The sequence below is a fragment of the Paenibacillus montaniterrae genome, assembly GCF_018403185.1.
Classification (GTDB): domain Bacteria; phylum Bacillota; class Bacilli; order Paenibacillales; family Paenibacillaceae; genus Pristimantibacillus; species Pristimantibacillus montaniterrae.
On record NZ_BOSE01000001.1, the window covers coordinates 236411 to 257251 of the forward strand.

A 20841-nucleotide genomic window follows, 5' to 3' on the forward strand; every position below is an offset into this window, starting at 1 on the left:
TATGCCAGGCAACGAGGATCTGGCCATTCCGAAACGGATGACAGAAGGCTCAGCAGGCTTTGATTTGCAGGCTGCAGTGGACGAGCCCGTCACGCTTGAGCCGGGAGAGCGCAAGCTTATTCCAACAGGCTTTGCAATGGCGATGCCGAATGAATTGGAAGCGCAAATTCGCCCGCGCAGCGGACTAGCGTACAAGCATGGCATAACTTGTTTAAACTCGCCAGGCACCATTGATGCCGACTATCGCGGAGAGGTAAAGGTGCTGTTGGTTAATCTTGGGGACAAGCCATTTACGATTGAGCGCGGTGAACGAATTGCGCAAATGCTGTTTGGCCTCGTGCCAAAAGTAACGATTGAAGAGACAGATACGCTGCCGGAAACCGTTCGCGGTGCAGGCGGCTTTGGTCATACAGGCGTTTAGCAGCTAAGCTTATGTATATATAACTATGCAAAAAACAGAGAAGCACAAGCCTGGATCAGTGATCCTGCGCTTGTGCTTTAGTCTTTTAAAATTGCTTGTTATGATTTAAAACTGAGCTCTTATGATGAAAACAATCATAGTACGTCCGTTTAATCTGAAATGTAAATGAATGGTATTAAATGATAAAGATTCCATTCATTTAAGTAGTGAAGGAAGGGGGAGAGAAGTACATTTCGAGTTAATTACTTAATAAAAAGAAAAGGAGTCAAAGGATGAATAAGAAGATTTTTAAATTATTTACAACGTTTTTATGTGTCATTATTTCGTTAACTTTTATTTCAGGCTCAATTTTAGCGGATAATTCTGAACATAGTCAAAGTCCACAACTAGATATTGTATTAATGTCTGATGAAGAATTAAATCGCCAACTTGAATACAGCGAAGAGGTGATTGAACAACATCAAAAGTATCGCCAAGCTAACAATCTTGATTTTTCAGAAGAAGCAATTCAAGCCGCTTTAAAATCCGATAATGCAAAGGATACCATTGTTAAGTATAGCGTTGCTCTTACTGAAGAAGAGGAACAGTATGTTCAAGAAAGAGATCAAATTATGAAGAAATATGGGGGACAAATTTCGGCACTTCTTAAAGAAGGCGGTTTGGAAGTTGCAATTGGCCCTGATAAGGATATCATTGAGACATATAGTAATATTGGAACTTTTCATCAAGAAACAGCCAATGGATTGAAGTTTATCGTAGGTTTTTCGGTAGATAATGAAAAAGTAAAACAAGTTCGTAAGGCAATTGAAGAACTTGTTCCTCAAGAGTATTTAGAGATAAGGAAGGTTAATTATTCTGAAGCTGAACTGTTGACTGCATATGAAGCTATAATAAAAGAGAGTAGGAAACAAGGTATCCCTTTTGAGACAGTAGTAGTCAGAGTTCAAGAAAATGTTGTAGAAGTTAAGGTTGCAAAAAATGAGCAAGCTCTGCAATTGCTCAAAGGAGAGACATTGGTTCCATTTAAGGATAAAACATCTGAAATTTATAAAGTAGTGGTTGAGAAATCTAACGAGCAATTAGTAGCAAGAACATCTACTCTGAATACGATGGCAGGCGGACTTCTAATCGCTGATAATGCTAGCAATTCTCAAACAGCTTCAGGAATATACTGTACAATTGGGACGTTAGCGAAAAAGAATAATAATCGATTTATTGTAACTGCTGCTCACTGTACAGAGCAATGGACATCTTCCATATATCAAGGTGGAGAAGAAGTTGGGACTAAGCACTTTGAATACCAAGGAGATTATGCTGATGTTGGCGTTATTGCAGTAGCATCAAATAAAAAAATCTCTAATTATGTGTATAAATACTCATGGACTGACAGCAGAGTGACTTCTTATCAATCAAGTTCAAGCTCACTTAATGTAGGAGATAAGATATGCATGTCAGGTGCAACCTCTGGTTTCAAATGTGGTGAGGTTACAGCACTCAATGTCACTTCACTCGGTTCATTAGGGTATATGGAAACGGATATTCCTGCTTTAGGGGGAGATAGCGGGGGGACACTCTGGTACGATGGTAATTTGCTCGGAATTATGAGATCATCTGATTATGTAAGTTATTCAAGATTTACTCATATAGCAAGAGCAATGGCTTATGGTGGTGCTTTAACACCATTTACCTCTAATACAGCTGAATAAAGTGATTAAATTTAGAAAGCGACCCAAAAGGTCGCTTTCTAAATTTAATTAATGAAGGATAGTTCTTTAGCTATTAAAGTAGGGGGATGAGTCATTAAAAATTCATTTTCACTAGAGTATCTAATTTTTGCTCCCGCCTGTAATGCCCCATTATCAATAATTTCTTCCGATAATTCACGAAGATCGATCAGCTTTAAGTCATTTGAATATTTACGCATGATTTCATCCAACGGCTGAGAAATAATTTCTTGCAGCTCCGCTAAAATTAGATCATTATTTACGTCTTCTGTAACTAAAAGCTTTTTCTGCCCTTCAACATTGGATATTCCCAAAACAATGCCTTGAGCTATACGGAGGTCACTATCATTTTGCTCCGAATCAATATGAATGCCACTACAACCAGTAATTAAAATCAGAATCATTATTGCTAAATACTTCATAGAATTTCCCCTTTCTTTCTTGTATAGTTGTAGACGATTTTCAAATCCAGTAAGTTACATATTTAAGAAAATTGTTTGCAGATTTTGATATTTAAATAAACCATGTTTCACCGTCTAGTTATACACCTATTGCTGCCGCGGTGCATAGTATAGCATATATTTTTGAGCCAGAAAGGAGTGTGCCCCATGTTGACGGGCGTCAATGTACTTCTGCTTGGCGGAGATGCAAGGCAACTCGAAATCATCAATAAGCTTTGCGAAAGTAATGCAACGGTTAGCATTTGCGGCTTTGACCAAAAAAAGGAACTTCATGAGAAGGCAATTCCAATCGAACTGACTAAAGAATCTTTTGCCAAACTTGATGCATTGCTTTTGCCAGCAGTTGGTTGTGATGACGATGGGTATGTTCATACCGTTTTCAGCAGTGAGTCGTTCCAGCTTACCGATGAGCTGTTGGCAGCGTTGCCTAAAACTTGCGTCATATATGCAGGCATGGCAAAGCCATACTTGAAGGAGCTATGCGCACGCCATGCGTTACCGTTAGTTGAATTATTCGAGCGCGACGATATCGCGATTTATAACTCTATTCCAACGATGGAAGGCGCCCTTATGATGGCCATCCAGCATACTGATTTTACAATACATCGCTCCCATTCGATGGTGCTGGGCTTTGGCAGAACGGGGATCTCGATGGCTAGAGGCTTGCAAGCGCTGGGCTCAACGGTGTGGATGGGTGTAAGGCGATCCGAGCAATTTGCACGTGCATATGAAATGGGCTTCCAGCCCTTTTACACCAAGGATCTTGAGCACGTTGCGGCGAATATTGACTTGCTTTTTAATACAATTCCGACTATGATAATCACAGCACAAATAATCAACAAACTGCAAAAACACGCAGTTATCATTGATCTGGCAACGAAGCCTGGAGGCACAGATTTTGCGTATGCAGAATCGAAAGGGATTAAAGCACTGCTTGCCCCTGGCCTTCCTGGAATTGTAGCTCCGAAAACCGCAGGTCTAATTCTCGCCGATTGCTTAAGCCAATTATTGTTGGAACAAAAGAATCGGAGGGAAAAATGATGGATTGGAACGGAAAAACAGTTGGTTATGCGCTGTCAGGCTCACATTGCACATTTGAAGAGGTAATGCCGCAAATTCAACGGTTTGTTGATGCGGGCGCAAATGTAATTCCTATTGTTTCAAATTCGCTGGTTACAACAGATACCCGTTTTGGCACAGCTGAAAAATGGCGCAATGAGCTGACGAGAATTACAGGCAACGAAATCATTTCATCCATTGTGCAGGCAGAGCCGTTGGGGCCGTCGAAAAAAATCGATGTGCTGACCATCGCTCCTTGTACAGGTAATACAACAAGCAGATTGGCTAATGCGATTACGGACAGCGCTGTGCTGATGGCTGCTAAAGCGCAAATGCGCAACAGCAGACCGATCGTGCTGGCGATTTCCACTAATGACGGCCTGGGCTTGAATGCCGCCAATATCGCCAAACTGCTCGTTACCAAAAATATTTATTTTGTGCCGTTCGGTCAAGACGATCCTATCAATAAGCCAAACTCATTGGTTGCTAGAATGGACTTGATAATGGAAGCATGTGAAGCAGCTCTGCAAGGCAAGCAATTGCAGCCTATGCTAATCGAGCGGCATTAATATATAAACAGAGGGGAGAAGACATCGAATGTCAAATCAAAAAGTGTACAATGTCGCCGTAGTCGGTGCAACTGGAGCAGTAGGGGAACAAATTATTAAACTATTGGAAACGAGAAACTTCCCTATTCAACAAATCAAGTTTCTTTCGTCAGCACGCTCTGCTGGCAAGAAGCTTACGTTTAAAGGTCAAGAGTATGTCATTGAGGAAGCAACACCAGACAGCTTTAATGATGTGCATATTGCACTGTTTAGTGCCGGCGGTGACGTGAGCAAGGCGCTTGCTCCTGAAGCGGCTAAGCGTGGTGCAGTATGTATTGATAATACGAGCGCTTTCCGTATGGATCCAAATACACCACTTGTGGTGCCTGAGGTCAACCCTGAAAAAATTAAAGAGCATAATGGCATTATTGCTAATCCTAACTGCTCAACGATCCAAATGGTTGCTGCTTTAAAGCCGCTCCATGATCGTTATAGCATTAAACGCGTCATCGTCTCCACTTATCAAGCTGTTTCTGGTGCAGGCGCTCGCGCGATTCAAGAAACGCTGCGCCAAACTCGCGCAGTGCTTGACGAGCAAGAGGTGCAGCCGGATGTGCTTCCAGTGGGCGGTTTGCCGGTGAAGCATCAAATCGCGTTTAACGCTATTCCGCAAATTGACAAGTTTACAGACAATGGCTATACATTTGAAGAAATGAAAATGACGAATGAAACGAAAAAAATTATGGGTGATGAATCGATCGAGGTATCCGCAACCTGTGTGCGTATTCCAGTCATTTATGGTCACTCCGAGTCTGTATATGTTGAGTTTAATGAGCAATTCGATATTGATGAGGTTAAAGCGCTGCTGGCTGAAGCACCTGGCGTAACGCTGGTAGATGATCCAGCCAATCAGCAATATCCACTAGCTACGGATGCGGCGGGCAAGCCGGACGTATTTGTTGGCCGTATTCGCCGTGATATTACGAGCGAAAAAGGGTTGAATATGTGGATTGTTTCAGACAATCTATTAAAAGGTGCGGCATGGAACGCAGTACAAATCGCTGAATACATCGTTAAAGGATAAGCAGATTCCGACTTAGCATCTAAGGTTAGACAGCTTGGAGGCGAAGTTATGCGAATTATTGTGCAGAAATTCGGCGGTACTTCATTATCGACAAGTCAAGCTAAAGAACATGTTATTCATCATATAAAACGCGAACGAGACAACGGCTATGCCGTTGTCGTCGTTGTATCTGCGATCGGTCGGCGCGGTGATCCATATGCGACAGATACGCTGTTGGAGCAATTGGCGCCTTTTGCTGCCTATGTGGATCTTAAAGAGCAGGATATGCTGCTTAGCTGCGGCGAGATGATTAGTGCAACGCTAATCGGAACGCAAATTCGCGCTGCGGGCATGCCTGCAGTCGTGCTGTCAGGGGCTGAAGCCGGCATAGAGACGGATGACGATTATGGCTCGGCTAAAATCATTGCGATCCATCCCGAGCGCATTGTAAAGGCGCTGGAAGCGGGACAGGTCGTTGTAGTAACGGGCTTTCAAGGTCGAACCAAACAAGGTGCGATTACGACATTAGGCAGAGGCGGCAGCGATACATCAGCAACTGCTTTGGGTGCGGCGCTTCAAGCCGAGATTGTGGACATATATACGGATGTTAATGGCGTGCTGACAGCAGATCCCAAGCTGGTTAGTGATGCGCGGCCAATCGCCAAGGTAAGCTATGCGGAAATTTGCCATATGGCGAGAGAAGGGGCGAAGGTCGTTCATCCGCGAGCAGTTGAAATTGCCCAGCAGGCTCGCATCCCTGTTCGTGTACGCTCTACCTTCTCGGAGGAAGAAGGAACACTGGTGCAGGATGAAGCCTGGCAGCATAATGAGCATGCTGTGCTCGATCGCCATGTAACAGGTATTGCCTATGCTTTAGGCATAACGCAGCTGCATGTTTCCGGAACCGAGCAGCAGCCGCATGATCCGCGGCTTATTTTTGAAAGCTTGGCGGCACATGGCATCAGCGTTGATTTCATTAATGTTACAGCCAGCCACTCTTTATTTACGGTGCAAGGGGAGCAGGCGCAGCTGGCCGAGAAACTGATAGCCGAGCAGGGGCTGCAGGTCAGGCTTGAAGCCGCCTGTGCCAAGGTTTCCGTAATTGGCGGTGGCATGAACGGTCAGCCCGGCGTAATGGCGCGCATCGTGTCCGCGCTTAGCCAAGAGCAAATACCGATCTTGCAATCTGCCGACTCCAATGCGGCAATTTGGGTGCTGGTGAAGGAGAAGCATATGGCGATGGCGTTAAAATGTTTACATTCAACGTTTGACCTGAATCGGTAAACAATTTACAATTAAGAGATAGACGATAGCGATTGCTATAATAGGATGTTTAATAAGGCATATCATTGTAGGAGGAGTTCGGATGGAATTCGGAAGACTGATTACCGCGATGGTAACTCCTTTCGATAACGAAGGTAATATTGATTGGACGACGACTGAGCGGCTATTGGAACGATTGATCGTAGAGGAAAAAAGCGAAAGCATTGTAGTGGCAGGTACGACTGGAGAGTCGCCTACGCTTACACATAATGAAAAGCTGGAGTTGTTTTCATTCGTAGTAAACAAGGTGGCTGGCAGAGCGAAGGTTATTGCTGGTACGGGAAGCAATAACACACGAGCTTCCATCGAATTGTCCAAAGAGGCGGAGCAATGCGGGGTGGATGGCTTGCTGCTTGTAACCCCATATTACAACAAGCCGTCGCAGGAAGGGCTTTATCTGCACTTCAAAAGCATCGCCGAAAGTGTAAAGCTGCCGGTTATTTTGTATAACGTTGAAAGCAGAACAGCTGTAAATTTGTCAGCGCAAACTACGCTGCGCCTTGCCGAGCTGCCAAATGTGGTTGCGACAAAGGATTGCGCGAGCCTGGAGCAGCTGGCGACGATCGCCGCTAATGCGCCAGAAGGCTTCCGCGTTTATTCTGGTGACGATAGTGCAGCCCTGCCAGCATTGGCAGTAGGCGCATACGGAATTATTAGCGTTGCTTCTCATGTTGTCGGCAAGGAAATGAAGCAAATGATCGACAGCTACTTGGCAGGGGATGTTGCCCAAGCAGCCAAGCTGCACCAAGAGCTGCTGACTGTTTTCAAAGGCTTGTTTTATTGCCCACACCCTACGCCTAATCCAGTACCGGTCAAGCACGCATTGTCCTTAACAGGCTTGCCTGTAGGCTCTGCACGACTTCCATTAGCTCCAATTACGAGTGAGGAAGCGGCATTTGTAGCAAGCTTGCCTCCTCTGCAAAAGCGTATGCAATCTTAAATAAATGATAAGCGATTGGACTGTATGTCGACTGACATGCAGTCTTTTTTATTGGGCTGCGCGATGTTTAAGGGGCAACATTTAAATTTTTACATGCTTCACAAGAATTTCGTGCTTCAAGTAGGGAATACTAATTGACATGAATAGGCTAAGCTCGTTGGTTAAATGCTGCGGCAGCGGTTAGTTCGGGCTGAAGGAATGGTTTCATAGCCATATTTTGACTCGTGACTTGTGTAATCGCTTTTTAATCATGTATAATGGAATTAAGTGAATGGGTGCGGCAAATTAAAGAATTAAGTTTTGTAAATTCCGTCAGAGCGGCATCTGGCGTTTTTTAGTAATATAAATCAAATCAATTACTTAAGTAATGGACTATAGGAGGTATAGATTCACTTGTCAAAAAAGAATAACCAAGATAAACTACTGGTCTTCGCCTTGGGCGGTGTTGGTGAGATTGGTAAGAACATGTATGTCGTGCAATACAATGACGACATCGTGGTCGTTGATGCTGGTCTTAAGTTTCCCGAGGAGGATATGCTAGGGATTGATATTGTCATTCCTGATGTTTCCTATCTCGTGGAAAATCAAGACAAGGTTCGCGGCATTCTTATCACTCACGGTCATGAGGATCACATTGGCGGACTGCCATATGTGCTGAAAAGCTTGAATGTGCCCGTATATGCAACGAAGCTTACGTTAGGTCTGATTGAAGTTAAGCTCAAGGAAGCAGGAATGCTGGGCGATACGAAGCGGATTTTAATTACAGCAGAAAGCGAGCTGCAGCTCGGTTCGATCAAGGCAAGCTTTTTCAAAACAAACCACAGTATACCGGATTCGGTCGGTGTCTGCCTGGATACGCCAGAAGGCATTATTGTCCATACCGGCGACTTCAAATTCGATCATTCTCCAGTTAATGAGCAATATGCTGACCTGCAGCGCATTGCAGAAATTGGGAAAAAAGGTGTACTGGCGCTGCTTTCTGATTCTACTAATGCAGAGCGTCCAGGCTACACGCCTTCCGAAAAAAATGTAGGAAACCGATTAGAGGACATTTTCCGTACAGCTACACAGCGTGTCGTTGTTGCTACGTTTGCTTCTAATGTGCATCGTATTCAACAGGTCATTAACGCTGCGATTGCAACTCGCCGCAAAATTGCAGTCGTGGGACGCAGTATGGTCAATGTGGTGACAATTGCAAACGAGTTAGGCTATTTGAATATTCCTGAAGGAATGCTGATCGAGCCAGAGGAAGTTAATCGTCTGGCGGCTGACCGCGTAGTCATTTTGTGTACGGGAAGCCAGGGCGAGCCGATGTCTGCCTTGACACGAATGGCTAGATCTACGCATCGCAAAGTTGATATTTTGCCTGGAGATACGGTGATCATTGCCGCGACACCTATCCCTGGTAATGAACGTTATGTAGGACGAACTGTTGATGAACTCTATCGTTTAGGCGCTAATGTTATCTACGGTTCCGGCTCTGTATCCGGTGTCCATGTTTCGGGACACGGCAGTCAGGAAGAGCTTAAGCTAATGCTTAATTTGGTTAAACCAAAGTATTTCATTCCGATTCATGGTGAGTATCGTATGCTTCGCATCCATGCAGATCTTGCTGAAGAAGTAGGAATTGATCCAGAAAATGTATTTGTCCTTGATAATGGGGACACGGTTGAGTTTCAAAATGGTCAAGCAGCCAGAGGTGTAAAGGTACAGGCTGGTCGCGTGCTAATTGATGGCTTGGGCGTAGGCGATGTAGGAAATATCGTCCTTCGCGATCGCAAGCTTTTGTCTCAGGATGGAATTTTAGTTGTCGTTGTTACGCTTAGCAAGGAAGACGGTACAATACTATCTGGACCAGATATTATTTCCCGTGGCTTTGTCTACGTGCGCGAGTCTGAAGGCTTGCTTGACGAAGCAAATCGCATCGTAACCTCGACGTTAAATAAGCTTATGAACGATAAAGTCAACGAATGGGCATCTTTAAAAACAAATGTAAAGGATTCTCTTGGAAGATTCCTTTATGAACAAACACGTCGCCGTCCAATGATTTTGCCAATTATTATGGAAGTCTAGCTAAAGCTTTCCATTCACCTAAATTAACTAGCTAATTCTGTGTCGTAAGAAGCAGAATTAGCTAGTTTTTTTATACTTTTTGGCCTATTTTTCTAAAAAACAATTGATTCTATTAAAGTTTAGCATATAATGGAAGAACAATAGTTTCATAGCTAAAATATTCATGCAGCTAAGGTTCGTTAACAGGTCAATAATCAAAGCAAGTAAAATGCAAGGTTTATTAATGAAATGCATACGAGGTGATTACTGTGAAAGTTAATAAACGGTTATTGGTAATGTTAGCATGTTGTTTTGTCATCTTATGTGGCAGCTATGGCATGAAAGTAGACGCATCAGGGTCGTTACCGTTCAAGGATGTGAGCAGCAAGCATTGGGCAAGATCAGCAATTGCTTGGGGCTATGAGCAAGGCATTGTTCAAGGCAATCAGAACAACAATTTTTTACCTGAGGCGAAAGTAACAGAAGCTGAATTTTTAGCAATGGTTGTGCGAGCATATTCTGATGAGCTATCGGTCAGAAATGCAGCAAAAGGAGAGAAATGGTATCGTCCTTATTTTGACTTGGCAACAGATAAGCAATGGTATATTTATGGCTATAACGTAACGTCCCAACGTTACCATGTAGCGAATCTTATCTATACGATGCTAAAGGGCGCTTATCGCAGCGATGAGACATCTATCCAATATTTACTGGATACTGGATTGTCCAGCGGTAAAAACAGCGCAACTGTTGCTGGATACTTGCCTTACGACCAATTGACGCGTGCAGAAGCTATTGTGTTTGTTCAACGTATGAAAAGCAAGCTCCCATCTCTGTCCGGGGAGCCAAGTGACCGAGTCAATACCGGCTTGCGCAACATCAAGCTAGGAGATACGGAAGCGGTATTGCTCAAGCAGCTAGGACAGCCAGACCGCAAGGATTCATCTCAGTACAGCTACACCTGGTATGTGTACAACAAAAAACCTAATCAATTCGCGATGTATGGTGTCGCAGCCGATAAAACGGTAGTGGCGATGTATTCCAACGCTCGCGATGTGTGGGGACTGGATCAGCCTATAAAAGTCGGGTCAAGTTACTCTGCCCTGACTCAGAAAATAGGCAAGCCAGCTGATGCCGGAGCTAATGGTTATGTAGAGCATAAGGCTAACGGTGTTGTAACAAACTATTATTTGGACGCAAATGCGGATCAATCTGTTGATGGCATACTCGTTTATGCTGCTGACAAACTTGGTTCAGCGAACTCCAATCAAGCTGCTGTCGATTCCGGCTTTGATCGTCAAATTTTTGACTTAACCAACGTGTTTCGTCATAAAAATGCTGTTCGATCACAGCTGACATGGAACGACAAAGCTGCTAGTGCAGCTTACTCACACAGCAAGGATATGTATACGAATAAGTATATGGATCATACAAACTTGCGTGGACAATCGCCTCAAGATCGTATGGAGGCAGCAGGACTAAGAAACTTTGGCGGTGGCGAAAACATAGCCTATGGCTATGAAAACAGCTTTGGAGTATATGCTGGCTGGGTCAACTCAGCAGGGCATCGTGAAAATATGCTGTATGAGCATTATCGTATGCTTGGCGTAGGTTCTTACCGCACTTATTATACTCAAAACTTTGTCCTCCCTTATTAATAAGTAATAGGCTTCAAAAAAAGCAGGATGGATGTCAGCGAAAGCTGTCGTTCATCCTGCTTTTTTTGTCGGATAAAAATAGGATAGCAAACCATACTAATGACATACATTTAAGAAAAGGGGAGCAAAACGGGCATGACAATGATGTCAGAGGAACCAAATAAAGAGCCAGACCAGAAGCCGCTTATGGATCAGGCGGTTCAAGCTATTCAGCAGCTGGGCACAGCCAATATTCCGCAGGTTCAGGAAAGCAATATTCATTGCATCACCATAATTGGGCAAATTGAAGGTCATCTTATATTGCCGCCACAAAATAAAACGACCAAATACGAGCACATTATTCCGCAGCTTGTTGCCGCCGAGCAAAACAATAAAATTGAAGGAATATTAATTATATTGAATACGGTAGGTGGCGATGTGGAGGCCGGGCTGGCAATTGCCGAGATGATTGCTTCGATGTCAAAGCCGGCTGTTACGCTCGTGTTGGGCGGCGGGCATTCGATTGGTGTGCCGATTGCCGTTTCAGGCAATACTTCATTTATTGCAGAAACTGCAACGATGACGATTCATCCAATTCGAATGACCGGGCTTGTTATTGGTGTGCCGCAATCCTTTGAATATTTGGAGAAAATGCAGGAGCGGGTTACCCGCTTCGTCGTAGCTCATTCCAATGTAACCGAGGAAATTTTCAAATCGCTTATGCTAAAGACCGGCGAGCTGACAAGAGATATTGGAACAACCATTATAGGCCCTGAGGCCGTTTCATATGGTCTAATTAATCGTGTAGGCGGAGTTGGAGATGCGCTTAAGGAATTGAAAACTCTTATTGCACTAGCGAAAGGAGAGATTAATTAATGCTGTATTCGGTAATGCCGCTTGAATTTGTATATCGGGAGCAGACACCGCCGGAGCATATCGTTGATTATGTGTATCAAGGCTTGCTGATGGAAGTAAAGCCTTTGACGACAGGCAAGGCCATGATCGTCAGACTCATCAATCCGCCACTGGACTGCTATCTTGACGAAAAGCTCGCACCTGGCGCACTTATTCCATTTCAGCAATAGCATAATAGCATGGCGGTGCCTTCCACTGCTCTTGACAAGGCGATCTGCTGCATAGCGGGTCGCCTTTAGCTTTGCCATCTACTCAACTCCTTTCATGACTCATATGTAATGCATGTGCTATAATGAAAAACAGGGGGGAGAATATTGGCAAAAAAACGAAAGAAGAAGCGTTCGATTGGCGCACAATTAAAATATGAAGTGTACGGAATTCTCATTATTACGATTTCCATGATCGCCCTCTCTGGTGAAGCAGCAGTTGGCCGTGCACTATCCCGTTTATTTGGCGTAATACTTGGCAAATTTTATTTCGTGCTGGCGATTGTAGGCATTGTCGTCGGCTTAGCGGTTATGATTAAGCGGACTTGGCCGACAGGCTGGTCGCAGCGAAAAACAGGAGTAGTTATTGCCGTGCTTGCTTTAGCGCTCAGCAGCTCGATTTCGCATATCAATTCTCGCTATATGGGACTTGACGATGCTGCGGTTACAGGCCGAATGATATTTACGACCTTGGATCAGGAGCTTCGTGCACAGCTGTTTGCTACGGAGCTGCAAAATAATCAATCGATTCGCGACTTGTCGATTAGCGGCGGCTATGTTGGCGCATTGCAATATTCATTGCTTTTTATGCTGTTTGGCTATTATGGCGCTTTAATTTTGAATATTGTGCAGTATATGATCGCATTTATGCTCATAACCGGTAAATCGTATGTGGAGATGCTGCGATTTGTTCGAGTGAAGTCAAAACGGTTAATTCAGCTGCTTGTGGCCAAAATCGGTTTGCTGCGTGCAAGAAAAAAAGCGATAGCCAAGGTGCAGCAGCATGAGCAGTATGATGATGCGATTATCGACGATGATGATGAGCATTACGTTGCCGTTGAACAGCAGCCTAAGCCGAAGAAGAAGTCATGGTTTTTTACTTTCAGCTCGCAGGAAAAGGAGCAGCAGGATGAGTGGGAGCTGAACGATAAAGAAGCTCATTATGATGATGAGCAAGCTCAAGTACTCGAAGGATATACATATGTGCCAAAGGAAGAAGAAGCTCGGGAGCAGACAGAGCAATCGAGCTCGCCGATCATTCATGTTCATGCCAAGGATCATCTGGAGCAGGATGAGGATGATTTTGAGCATGACAAGCTGGATCGGGATGATTTATATGAGGGGCCGGGCGATGGCAATGACAGCTCGCTGCACAGCAGTCAGCCTGCCGGGCATGAGCGAATTGCAGCGCTTGCTGATCAATTGATCGCTGAGCAAAATGGGCAGCATCATGAGCATGCTCATTTGAATGAAGTGGATGCTGATGATGAAGGGGAGTTTGATTATCCGGAGGGACAAGCGGTTACTTCCGATGCGCTAATTACGGAGGCGGACTTGAAGAACGAAGCAAGGATGGTGCACGCTCCGCTTCATCCAGAGCCGATTCCGTACGAGATGCCGCCGTTTTCGCTGCTGCATATGCCGAAGCAGGCCAGCAAGTCGACGGATGGGCATGAGATGTATGATGCGCGCCGCAAGCTGGAGGCAACGCTTGAAAGCTTTGGCGTTAGAGCGAAAGTGCTTGACGTTGTGCGCGGCCCGGCGGTAACGCGCTATGAGGTGCAGCCTGCAACGGGCGTGAAGGTAAGCCGGATCGTAAGCTTGACTGACGATATCGCTCTTGCCTTGGCCGCTAAGGATGTACGGATGGAAGCGCCAATTCCAGGCAAATCCGCAATCGGGATTGAAGTACCTAACGGAGAGGTTTCTGTCGTAACGATGCGCGAGGTAATGGAGACGCCAGTATTTATGAATGCTCAGTCCAAGCTGTCGATTGCCTTTGGACGCGACATTTCCGGACAGACGATTGTAGGCAATCTGGCAAAAATGCCGCATTTGCTCGTTGCCGGGGCGACGGGCTCAGGGAAATCGGTATGCATTAACGGGATCATTGCCAGCATATTGTATAAAGCGAAGCCTGATGAGGTTAAATTTTTGATGATTGACCCTAAAATGGTTGAGCTTAATGTGTACAACGGGATTCCGCATTTGCTTGCACCTGTTGTGACCAATCCGAAGCGGGCCTCGCTCGCCTTGAAAAAAATTGTAGTTGAAATGGAAAAGCGCTACGAGCTGTTTTCAAAATCCGGCACGCGCAATATTGAAGGCTACAATCAACTGATGAAGGACGATCCTAATCTGGTGCTTCCTTATATCGTCGTTATTGTAGATGAGCTTGCCGACTTGATGATGGTTGCATCCAATGAAGTGGAGGATGCGATCGCCAGACTTGCGCAAATGGCTCGTGCAGCCGGCATCCATCTCATTATTGCGACGCAGCGGCCATCGGTTGATGTCATTACAGGTGTTATCAAGGCGAATATTCCTTCACGAATCGCCTTTGGCGTTTCCTCTCAGGTGGACTCTCGCACCATTTTGGATTCTGCTGGTGCAGAGAAGCTGCTTGGGCGCGGCGATATGCTGTTTTTGCCGATGGGCATGAACAAGCCAATTCGCGTGCAGGGGGCATTCTTGTCTGATGAAGAGGTAGAAGCGCTTGTTACATTTGTTCGTGCGCAAGGTGAAGTGAAGTATAACGAGGAGCTTGTGCCGGAGCTTGAGGAAGAATCAGAGGATGCAGCAGATGATGATAATGACGAGCTGTTTGATGAAGCAGCACGCATCGTTATTGAAGGCAATCAGGCGTCTGTTTCGCTGCTGCAGCGGCGTCTGCGGATCGGCTATACACGTGCGGCTCGTTTGATTGACCAGTTGGAGGCCAAGGGCATCGTTGGCCCGTATGAAGGCAGCAAGCCGCGTACCGTGCTCGTTTCGCTAGAGCAGTGGAATGCGAAGTGATTACGAAATAAATGCGAAGTAAAGGTTAAATTGTAAGAAACAAGTATATTATTCAATCCCTTATCTCATACTATTTGCATGTCAGCTACTGACTATGAAACTGCATCGAGAGAAAGGCGTATTGAATATGAAATTTCGTAAACTTATGGTGATCGGCATCGTAACCCTGCTATTTACAAGTCTAGTCCTATATACACGGGCATGGGAGCCGCAAGCTGAACCGACCTTTAGTGGAGCGACATTAAGAGTAGGTTCAACAGGTTCGGATGTCTCAGAGCTGCAAGGAAGACTTAAGTTTCTGGGATATTACAACGGTGATATAGATGGGGTGTTTGGCTCCAGAACTAAAAATGCTGTAACATGGTTTCAATGGGAATTCGGCTTAACCTCTGATGGAGTAGTCGGTTCAGCTACAAAAAACAAGCTGGTGAACGCAACGAAAAACTGGAATCCATCGATGCACGTGGACTCTGGCTCGGGCGGCTCTGGCAGCTCCGGCAACACTGGTGGCTCTGGTGGCGGTTCCGGCGGCTCGGCTTCGCAATCGAATTTGCGCGGTTTCACTGAAAACGACATTCAGCTAATGGCCAATGCGGTATATGGCGAAGCGCGCGGCGAGCCATATGAAGGGCAGGTTGCGGTAGCAGCTGTCATTTTGAACCGTGTGAAGCATCCAGATTTTCCAGATACGGTTTATGGAGTTATTTTTCAGCCTAGAGCATTTACAGCGGTAGATGATGGTCAAATTTATTTATCGCCCAATGAAACGGCAAAGCGTGCTGTGCGCGATGCGATTAACGGCTGGGATCCAACCTATGGCTGTATTTACTACTTTAATCCAAATACGGCAACTAGCGCCTGGATTTGGACCAGACAGCAAATATTAACGATTGGCAAGCATATATTTTGTAAGTAAGGCGAAAGCAAAGAAGCAATCATTCGGAGAATGTCTGATGGTTGCTTCTTCCATTTACGATACGTTAGAATATAGGAACAGGCAAGTAGGAAAGGAGCCATGAGCGAATGGAATTTCAGGTAGGAACGGTAAAAAATTTAACGATTCATGTTCTACCCACGAATCGCTTTAAAACATATGCGATGACGTTATTTGCCGGGACCCCGCTTTCGGAGGAAACGGTAACTTCTACAGCACTTATTCCATATGTATTGCGACGTGGCACCTCTCAATTTCCAGAAACGATTCAACTGAGAGAGCAGCTTGACATTATGTACGGAGCTGGCTTTGGCTTCAACATTGTCAAGCGTGGCAATACGCAATTTATCCAGCTGAGAATGGATGTAATTAATGATCGATTTGTGGACAGCGAGCATTCCTTGCTGGAGGGGGCGCTGCGCTATATGGGCGACGTGCTTACGAATCCGCTGCTTGAGCAAGGCAGCTTCCGCACAGCCTATGTTGAGGCGGAGAAGGGAACGCTTAAAAAGCAGCTGGAGTCGATCATTAACGATAAAATTCAGTATGCGGCAGAACGCTGCGTTCAGGAAATGTGCGAGCAAGAGCCGTATCGACTGAATGCTTCCGGGCGCCTGGAGGATATTCCGCAAATAACAGCAGAAGCGCTCTATAAGCGTTATACGCAATGGATGAGTGAAGCGCAATTTGATCTCTATGTCGTTGGCGATACGACGCTGGAGCAAGTAACAGAGCTTGTCAGCCAGCATTTCAAGCTTCCCGATCAGGCGGAGCCAATCGCATATTCGCAAGCTGATGCGCATCATCCTGTAAGCTCGGTAAAGACGGTCGTCGATCGTCTTGATGTCAATCAGGGCAAGCTTAATCTTGGCTTGCGCATGAATGTAAGCTATGCCGATGATGATTATGTGGCGGCATTGGTGTATAACGGCATTTTAGGCTCGTATCCGCATTCCAAGCTTTTCGTCAATGTGCGGGAAAAGGAAAGCCTCGCTTATTATTGCTCTTCGAGGTATGATGCTCATAAAGGCATTCTGACGATTCAGTCAGGGATTGAATTTTCGAACTACGAAAAAGCGCTGCAAATTATTGAGCAGCAGCTTGAAGAAATGAAAAAAGGAACGATCAGCGATACCGAGCTTGAGCAAACGAAGGCGATGCTGACCAATGCGATGCGGGAAATGCTCGATAGTGCCAACGATATTGCAGGCTTTGACTTTAACAAGCAATTTTCCAAAGTCGATCGCTCTATTCCAGCTATGATCGAGCAAATTAGTCAAATTACGAAGCAGGATGTGCAGCGCATCGCCGCTGCTGTTGAGCTCGACACGATTTATTTCTTGCGTGATCGCCAGGAGGTGTAGGCTATGGACGTATTGAATTATCCGCAGGTTGAAGAAACATTGTATCGCGAAGTGCTGGACAATGGATTAGAAATTATTGTGCTTCCCAAGCCTGGCTTTCAAAAAACCTATGCGACATTTGCCACAAAATATGGCTCAATCGACAATCACTTTGCAGTTGGCGATGAATCGCCAATTAAAGTTCCAGACGGCATAGCGCATTTTTTGGAGCATAAAATGTTTGAAGAGCCCGATGGCCATGATATTTTTGCAACCTTTTCCAAGCAAGGTGCTGCGGCCAATGCATATACTTCTTTTGACCGTACCGTTTATTTATTTTCAGCGACTGAAAAAATCGACGAAAACTTAATGACGTTAATTAATTTCGTGCAGCGTCCGCATTTTACCGAGCAAAATGTTGAAAAGGAAAAAGGGATTATCGCGCAGGAAATTAATATGTACAATGATAATGCGGATTGGCGCGTCTATTACGGCTTATTTGAAGCGCTGTTTCAAAAGCATCCGATAGCTGTTGATATTGCAGGCACAGTGGAATCGATTTATCAAATCGATAAAGATCTGCTTTATCGCTGCTACAATACATTTTACCATCCATCCAACATGCTGCTGTTTGTTGTAGGTGGCGTCGACGCGGAGCATATTATTGAGCTTGTGAAGCAAAACCAGGCGCAAAAAAGCTTTGCTCCACTAGGAGAAATCAAGCGCTTTTTTGAGGAAGAGCCGCGACAAATCCGCGAGCAGCGCAAGGTGAAGCAGCTGTCTGTATCGCTGCCTAAATGCATGCTCGGCTTCAAGGAGCCTGAAGTAACGAAGCAGGGTGAAGAGCTGTTGAGGCAGGAGGTAACGAGCAAGCTAATGCTTGATATTATGTTTGGCAGCAGCTCGTCGTTCTACCAGTCCCTGTATGACCAGCAGTTGATTTTTGATTCATTCGGCCATGAATATAATTGCTCTGAGCAGTACGCATTTTCAGTAATTGGCGGAGATACGCCAGATCCGGATGCGCTTATTGCAGAGGTGCGCAACTATGTAGAGAATACGCTGCAGGCCGGCATTGACCCTGAGCGCTTTGAACGAGTAAAGCGCAAAAAAATAGGAAACTATTTGCGTATGCTGAATTCCCCTGAAGCGATTGCGACTGAATTTACACGCTACCGTTTCCGCAATTGCGATATGTTTAATGTGCTTAAATATTATCAGGAATGTACATTGGAGGATGTCAACGCACGATTAAAGGAGCATTTCGACTTCGATCAGCTTGCAGTCTCCATTGTCGTAAGTCCGGAAAAGTAATGGCCAAACCATTGGATGAAATGACAGTGCTGATAACGGGGGGAAGCCGTGGCATAGGCGCTGCAATCGCAAGACGCTTTGCCAAGGAAGGGTATCGGATTGTCATTCATTATTTGCAAGGACATGAGCAGGCGAATGAAACTGCCCGCGAATGCATTGCGCTTGGCGCTGAAGTATTGACGGTGTCAGCTGATCTTGGCTCAAAGGATCAGCTGACGCGGATGAAGGAGAAGCTTGATACGCTTGGACTCAAGCCTGACATAGTCGTCAATAACGCTGGAATTTCTCATTATGGAATGCTGATTGATGTTGCCGAAGAGCAGTGGGATCATGTGATGAATGTAAATCTGAAGGGGATGTTTTTATGCACCCAGCTGTTTATGCCGCATATGATTTCGCAAAAATACGGCCGCTTTATTAACGTATCTTCCGTGTGGGGGATGACCGGTGCAGCTTGTGAGGTGCTTTATTCGACTACCAAGGGCGGGATTAACGCCTTTACTAAAGCATTGGCCAAGGAGCTGGCGCCTTCCGGCGTTACCGTTAATGCAGTTGCGCCCGGAGTCGTTGAAACCGATATGATGAGCACGTTCGATCAAGCTGAAAAGGAAGCTTTGGCACAGGAAATTCCTGTTGGCCGTTTTGGCTCGACAGAAGAAATTGCTTCGCTTGTGTACTTTTTGGCGCTGCCTGAATCTTCTTATATTACAGGCCAGATTATTAGTCCTAACGGCGGCTGGCTGACGTAAAAATTTTCTATGGCATGCAATTATTTTTAGCATAGCATTGAGCCGATTGCGTAAACTAAGTTCTGTTGAGATCATTCAACAAATGAGTTTATGGAGGCGAGTTCAATGTCTAGCGTACTTGATCAGTTTGAGACATGGAAAAACTTTTTGAAGGAACGTGTGTCTCAAGGTAAAAATCTCGGTTTGTCTGAAGACACGATCTCTAATTTGGCATACGAAATTGGTTCCTTCTTAGATGAGCGTGTTGATCCAAAAAACGATGAGCAGGCTGTCATTAAGCAGCTTTGGGATGTCGGTGATGAGAGCGATCGTCACACTATAGCTAAATTGATGGTAAAACTGGCTGAAAAGTCATAATCTAACTGTTTATAGACGATACACTGCAGATTTTGGCGAAAAGCCTCCTTTTTGGGGGCTTTTTGCCAATGCATTTAACAGCATTAATTATTGTGAAGCACTCATTTATCCTAATCTGTCTGAGGTTAAGGTTTTCTCGCTGTCATTGCAGGAAAGTGTTGAATTTTGTAGAATACATATGTTAGCTAGATTTACATAGACATTTAGGATGGTGACTGGATTGGAACAAAAGCAATGGTACATGGAGTACAGAATACATAAAAACAGACCTGGCTTGTTGGGAGATATTGCTTCTTTATTAGGTATGCTGGAAGTCAATATTGTTACGATCAACGGTGTAGACCATCATACGCGGGGCTTGCTGCTGCAAACCAACGATGATGAAAAAATAGAACTTTTGGGCAAGCTATTGAAAAAGGTTGACGATATTACCGTCAACAAGCTTAGAACTCCAACCATTGTTGATATATTAGCCGTTAGGCACGGCAGGTACATAGAGCGTGATTCGGATGACCGCAAAACGTTCAGATTTACACGCAATGAGCTTGGTATTTTGGTCGATTTCCTTGGCGAAGTATTCAAGCGTGATGGTAATTATGTGATCGGTCTCCGCGGTATGCCTCGTGTTGGCAAGACAGAATCCATTATTGCAGGTAGTGTATGCTCGAATAAGCGATGGACCTTTGTATCCTCGACCTTGCTTAGACAGACCGTTCGCTCGCAGCTTTCCGAGCAGGAAATGGACCCCAACAATATTTTTATTATTGACGGCATTGTCAGCACGATTCGCTCTAATGAACGCCACTATGCTTTAATTCAAGAAATTATGGAGATGCCATCGACGAAAGTGATTGAGCATCCTGACATTTTTGTACGTGAATCCAATTACGATTACAGTCATTTTGATATTATCGTGGAGCTGCGCAATACTCCGGATGAAGAAATTACGTACGAAACATTTACGAACTACACAGAAGATTTTTAGAAAAAGGAGGT

19 protein-coding genes are annotated in these 20841 nt (G+C 45.0%); 18 read left to right on the forward strand and 1 reads right to left on the reverse strand.

What is annotated here, in order from left to right; translation table 11 throughout:
* Position 1: 1 nt before the first annotated feature.
* Both dut and KJS52_RS01215 read left to right on the forward strand, forming a co-directional pair.
* Entirely contained in the window at positions 2 to 421 is a 420-nt protein-coding gene (gene dut / locus KJS52_RS01210) for a dUTP diphosphatase (RefSeq protein WP_213513755.1), read from the forward strand.
* A 272-nt stretch (positions 422 to 693) separates the two neighbouring features.
* Positions 694 to 2127, forward strand: a complete 1434-nt coding sequence (locus tag KJS52_RS01215) for a S1 family peptidase (protein ID WP_213512819.1) — start codon at positions 694 to 696, stop codon at positions 2125 to 2127.
* 44 nt (positions 2128 to 2171) lie between these two features.
* Here KJS52_RS01215 and KJS52_RS01220 read toward each other — a convergent pair whose 3' ends face one another.
* The gene (locus tag KJS52_RS01220) at positions 2172 to 2567 is read right to left on the reverse strand and encodes a hypothetical protein (RefSeq protein WP_213512820.1); all 396 of its coding nucleotides are present in this window, start codon (positions 2565 to 2567) and stop codon (positions 2172 to 2174) included.
* A gap of 186 nt (positions 2568 to 2753) precedes the next feature.
* Here KJS52_RS01220 and dpsA point away from each other — a divergent pair, with 186 nt between their 5' ends.
* The 16 genes from dpsA to KJS52_RS01300 all read left to right on the forward strand — a co-directional run bounded on the left by dpsA (position 2754) and on the right by KJS52_RS01300 (position 20830).
* Complete coding sequence (dpsA, locus tag KJS52_RS01225; RefSeq protein WP_213512821.1) at positions 2754 to 3647, forward strand: dipicolinate synthase subunit DpsA; 894 nt, start codon at positions 2754 to 2756, stop codon at positions 3645 to 3647.
* Positions 3647 to 4234: a dipicolinate synthase subunit B gene (locus KJS52_RS01230; protein ID WP_213512822.1), complete on the forward strand. Its 588-nt coding sequence runs from the start codon at positions 3647 to 3649 to the stop codon at positions 4232 to 4234. Before dpsA ends, KJS52_RS01230 begins: the two co-directional genes overlap by 1 nt.
* A gap of 28 nt (positions 4235 to 4262) precedes the next feature.
* Positions 4263 to 5297 (forward strand): aspartate-semialdehyde dehydrogenase, encoded by a 1035-nt coding sequence (locus KJS52_RS01235; RefSeq protein WP_213512823.1) that lies wholly within the window; start codon positions 4263 to 4265, stop codon positions 5295 to 5297.
* Positions 5298 to 5345: 48 nt separating this feature from the next.
* Entirely contained in the window at positions 5346 to 6560 is a 1215-nt protein-coding gene (gene dapG, locus KJS52_RS01240; RefSeq protein WP_213512824.1) for an aspartate kinase, read from the forward strand.
* An 82-nt stretch (positions 6561 to 6642) separates the two neighbouring features.
* Positions 6643 to 7539 carry a 4-hydroxy-tetrahydrodipicolinate synthase gene (dapA, locus tag KJS52_RS01245; protein ID WP_213512825.1) on the forward strand — a complete coding sequence of 299 codons (897 nt, stop codon included), beginning with the start codon at positions 6643 to 6645 and terminating at the stop codon, positions 7537 to 7539.
* Positions 7540 to 7932: 393 nt separating this feature from the next.
* Positions 7933 to 9612 carry a ribonuclease J gene (locus KJS52_RS01250; RefSeq protein WP_213512826.1) on the forward strand — a complete coding sequence of 560 codons (1680 nt, stop codon included), beginning with the start codon at positions 7933 to 7935 and terminating at the stop codon, positions 9610 to 9612.
* Positions 9613 to 9929: 317 nt separating this feature from the next.
* Positions 9930 to 11249, forward strand: coding sequence for a CAP-associated domain-containing protein (locus KJS52_RS01255; RefSeq protein WP_213512827.1), 1320 nt, complete (start codon positions 9930 to 9932; stop codon positions 11247 to 11249).
* A 135-nt stretch (positions 11250 to 11384) separates the two neighbouring features.
* On the forward strand, positions 11385 to 12104 hold the full coding sequence (locus tag KJS52_RS01260) for a ClpP family protease (protein ID WP_213512828.1): 720 nt from the start codon (positions 11385 to 11387) through the stop codon (positions 12102 to 12104).
* Positions 12104 to 12313: a YlzJ-like family protein gene (locus KJS52_RS01265; protein WP_213512829.1), complete on the forward strand. Its 210-nt coding sequence runs from the start codon at positions 12104 to 12106 to the stop codon at positions 12311 to 12313. The genes KJS52_RS01260 and KJS52_RS01265 overlap by 1 nt, the downstream gene beginning before the upstream one ends.
* A 144-nt stretch (positions 12314 to 12457) precedes the next feature.
* Positions 12458 to 15148: a DNA translocase FtsK gene (locus tag KJS52_RS01270; RefSeq protein ID WP_246563025.1), complete on the forward strand. Its 2691-nt coding sequence runs from the start codon at positions 12458 to 12460 to the stop codon at positions 15146 to 15148.
* 127 nt (positions 15149 to 15275) lie between these two features.
* The gene (sleB, locus tag KJS52_RS01275) at positions 15276 to 16064 is read left to right on the forward strand and encodes a spore cortex-lytic enzyme (protein ID WP_213512830.1); all 789 of its coding nucleotides are present in this window, start codon (positions 15276 to 15278) and stop codon (positions 16062 to 16064) included.
* A 107-nt stretch (positions 16065 to 16171) separates the two neighbouring features.
* On the forward strand, positions 16172 to 17446 hold the full coding sequence (gene yfmF / locus KJS52_RS01280; protein ID WP_213512831.1) for an EF-P 5-aminopentanol modification-associated protein YfmF: 1275 nt from the start codon (positions 16172 to 16174) through the stop codon (positions 17444 to 17446).
* A 3-nt stretch (positions 17447 to 17449) separates the two neighbouring features.
* Positions 17450 to 18739: an EF-P 5-aminopentanol modification-associated protein YfmH gene (gene yfmH, locus KJS52_RS01285; protein WP_213512832.1), complete on the forward strand. Its 1290-nt coding sequence runs from the start codon at positions 17450 to 17452 to the stop codon at positions 18737 to 18739.
* Positions 18739 to 19488 (forward strand): elongation factor P 5-aminopentanone reductase, encoded by a 750-nt coding sequence (gene ymfI / locus KJS52_RS01290; protein ID WP_213512833.1) that lies wholly within the window; start codon positions 18739 to 18741, stop codon positions 19486 to 19488. Before yfmH ends, ymfI begins: the two co-directional genes overlap by 1 nt.
* 105 nt (positions 19489 to 19593) lie before the next feature.
* A complete protein-coding gene (locus KJS52_RS01295) occupies positions 19594 to 19845 on the forward strand; it encodes a DUF3243 domain-containing protein (RefSeq protein WP_213512834.1) in 252 nt (83 codons plus the stop codon).
* Between the two features lie 220 nt (positions 19846 to 20065).
* Entirely contained in the window at positions 20066 to 20830 is a 765-nt protein-coding gene (locus KJS52_RS01300) for a DUF3388 domain-containing protein (protein ID WP_246563026.1), read from the forward strand.
* Positions 20831 to 20841 lie beyond the last annotated feature (11 nt).

Excerpts from the sequence above, each read along its gene's own strand:
- KJS52_RS01220 (WP_213512820.1), bottom strand. The coding sequence starts at position 2,567 with ATGAAGTATTTAGCAATAATGATTCTGATTTTAATTACTGGTTGTAGT.
- KJS52_RS01215 (WP_213512819.1), top strand. The coding sequence starts at position 694 with ATGAATAAGAAGATTTTTAAATTATTTACAACGTTTTTATGTGTCATT.
- KJS52_RS01255 (WP_213512827.1), top strand. The coding sequence starts at position 9,930 with ATGAAAGTAGACGCATCAGGGTCGTTACCGTTCAAGGATGTGAGCAGC.
- KJS52_RS01295 (WP_213512834.1), top strand. The coding sequence starts at position 19,594 with ATGTCTAGCGTACTTGATCAGTTTGAGACATGGAAAAACTTTTTGAAG.
- dpsA (WP_213512821.1), top strand. The coding sequence starts at position 2,754 with ATGTTGACGGGCGTCAATGTACTTCTGCTTGGCGGAGATGCAAGGCAA.
- KJS52_RS01265 (WP_213512829.1), top strand. The coding sequence starts at position 12,104 with ATGCTGTATTCGGTAATGCCGCTTGAATTTGTATATCGGGAGCAGACA.
- KJS52_RS01235 (WP_213512823.1), top strand. The coding sequence starts at position 4,263 with ATGTCAAATCAAAAAGTGTACAATGTCGCCGTAGTCGGTGCAACTGGA.
- yfmF (WP_213512831.1), top strand. The coding sequence starts at position 16,172 with ATGGAATTTCAGGTAGGAACGGTAAAAAATTTAACGATTCATGTTCTA.
- KJS52_RS01260 (WP_213512828.1), top strand. The coding sequence starts at position 11,385 with ATGACAATGATGTCAGAGGAACCAAATAAAGAGCCAGACCAGAAGCCG.
- ymfI (WP_213512833.1), top strand. The coding sequence starts at position 18,739 with ATGGCCAAACCATTGGATGAAATGACAGTGCTGATAACGGGGGGAAGC.
- yfmH (WP_213512832.1), top strand. The coding sequence starts at position 17,450 with ATGGACGTATTGAATTATCCGCAGGTTGAAGAAACATTGTATCGCGAA.
- sleB (WP_213512830.1), top strand. The coding sequence starts at position 15,276 with ATGAAATTTCGTAAACTTATGGTGATCGGCATCGTAACCCTGCTATTT.
- KJS52_RS01230 (WP_213512822.1), top strand. The coding sequence starts at position 3,647 with ATGGATTGGAACGGAAAAACAGTTGGTTATGCGCTGTCAGGCTCACAT.
- dapA (WP_213512825.1), top strand. The coding sequence starts at position 6,643 with ATGGAATTCGGAAGACTGATTACCGCGATGGTAACTCCTTTCGATAAC.
- dapG (WP_213512824.1), top strand. The coding sequence starts at position 5,346 with ATGCGAATTATTGTGCAGAAATTCGGCGGTACTTCATTATCGACAAGT.
- dut (WP_213513755.1), top strand. The coding sequence starts at position 2 with ATGCCAGGCAACGAGGATCTGGCCATTCCGAAACGGATGACAGAAGGC.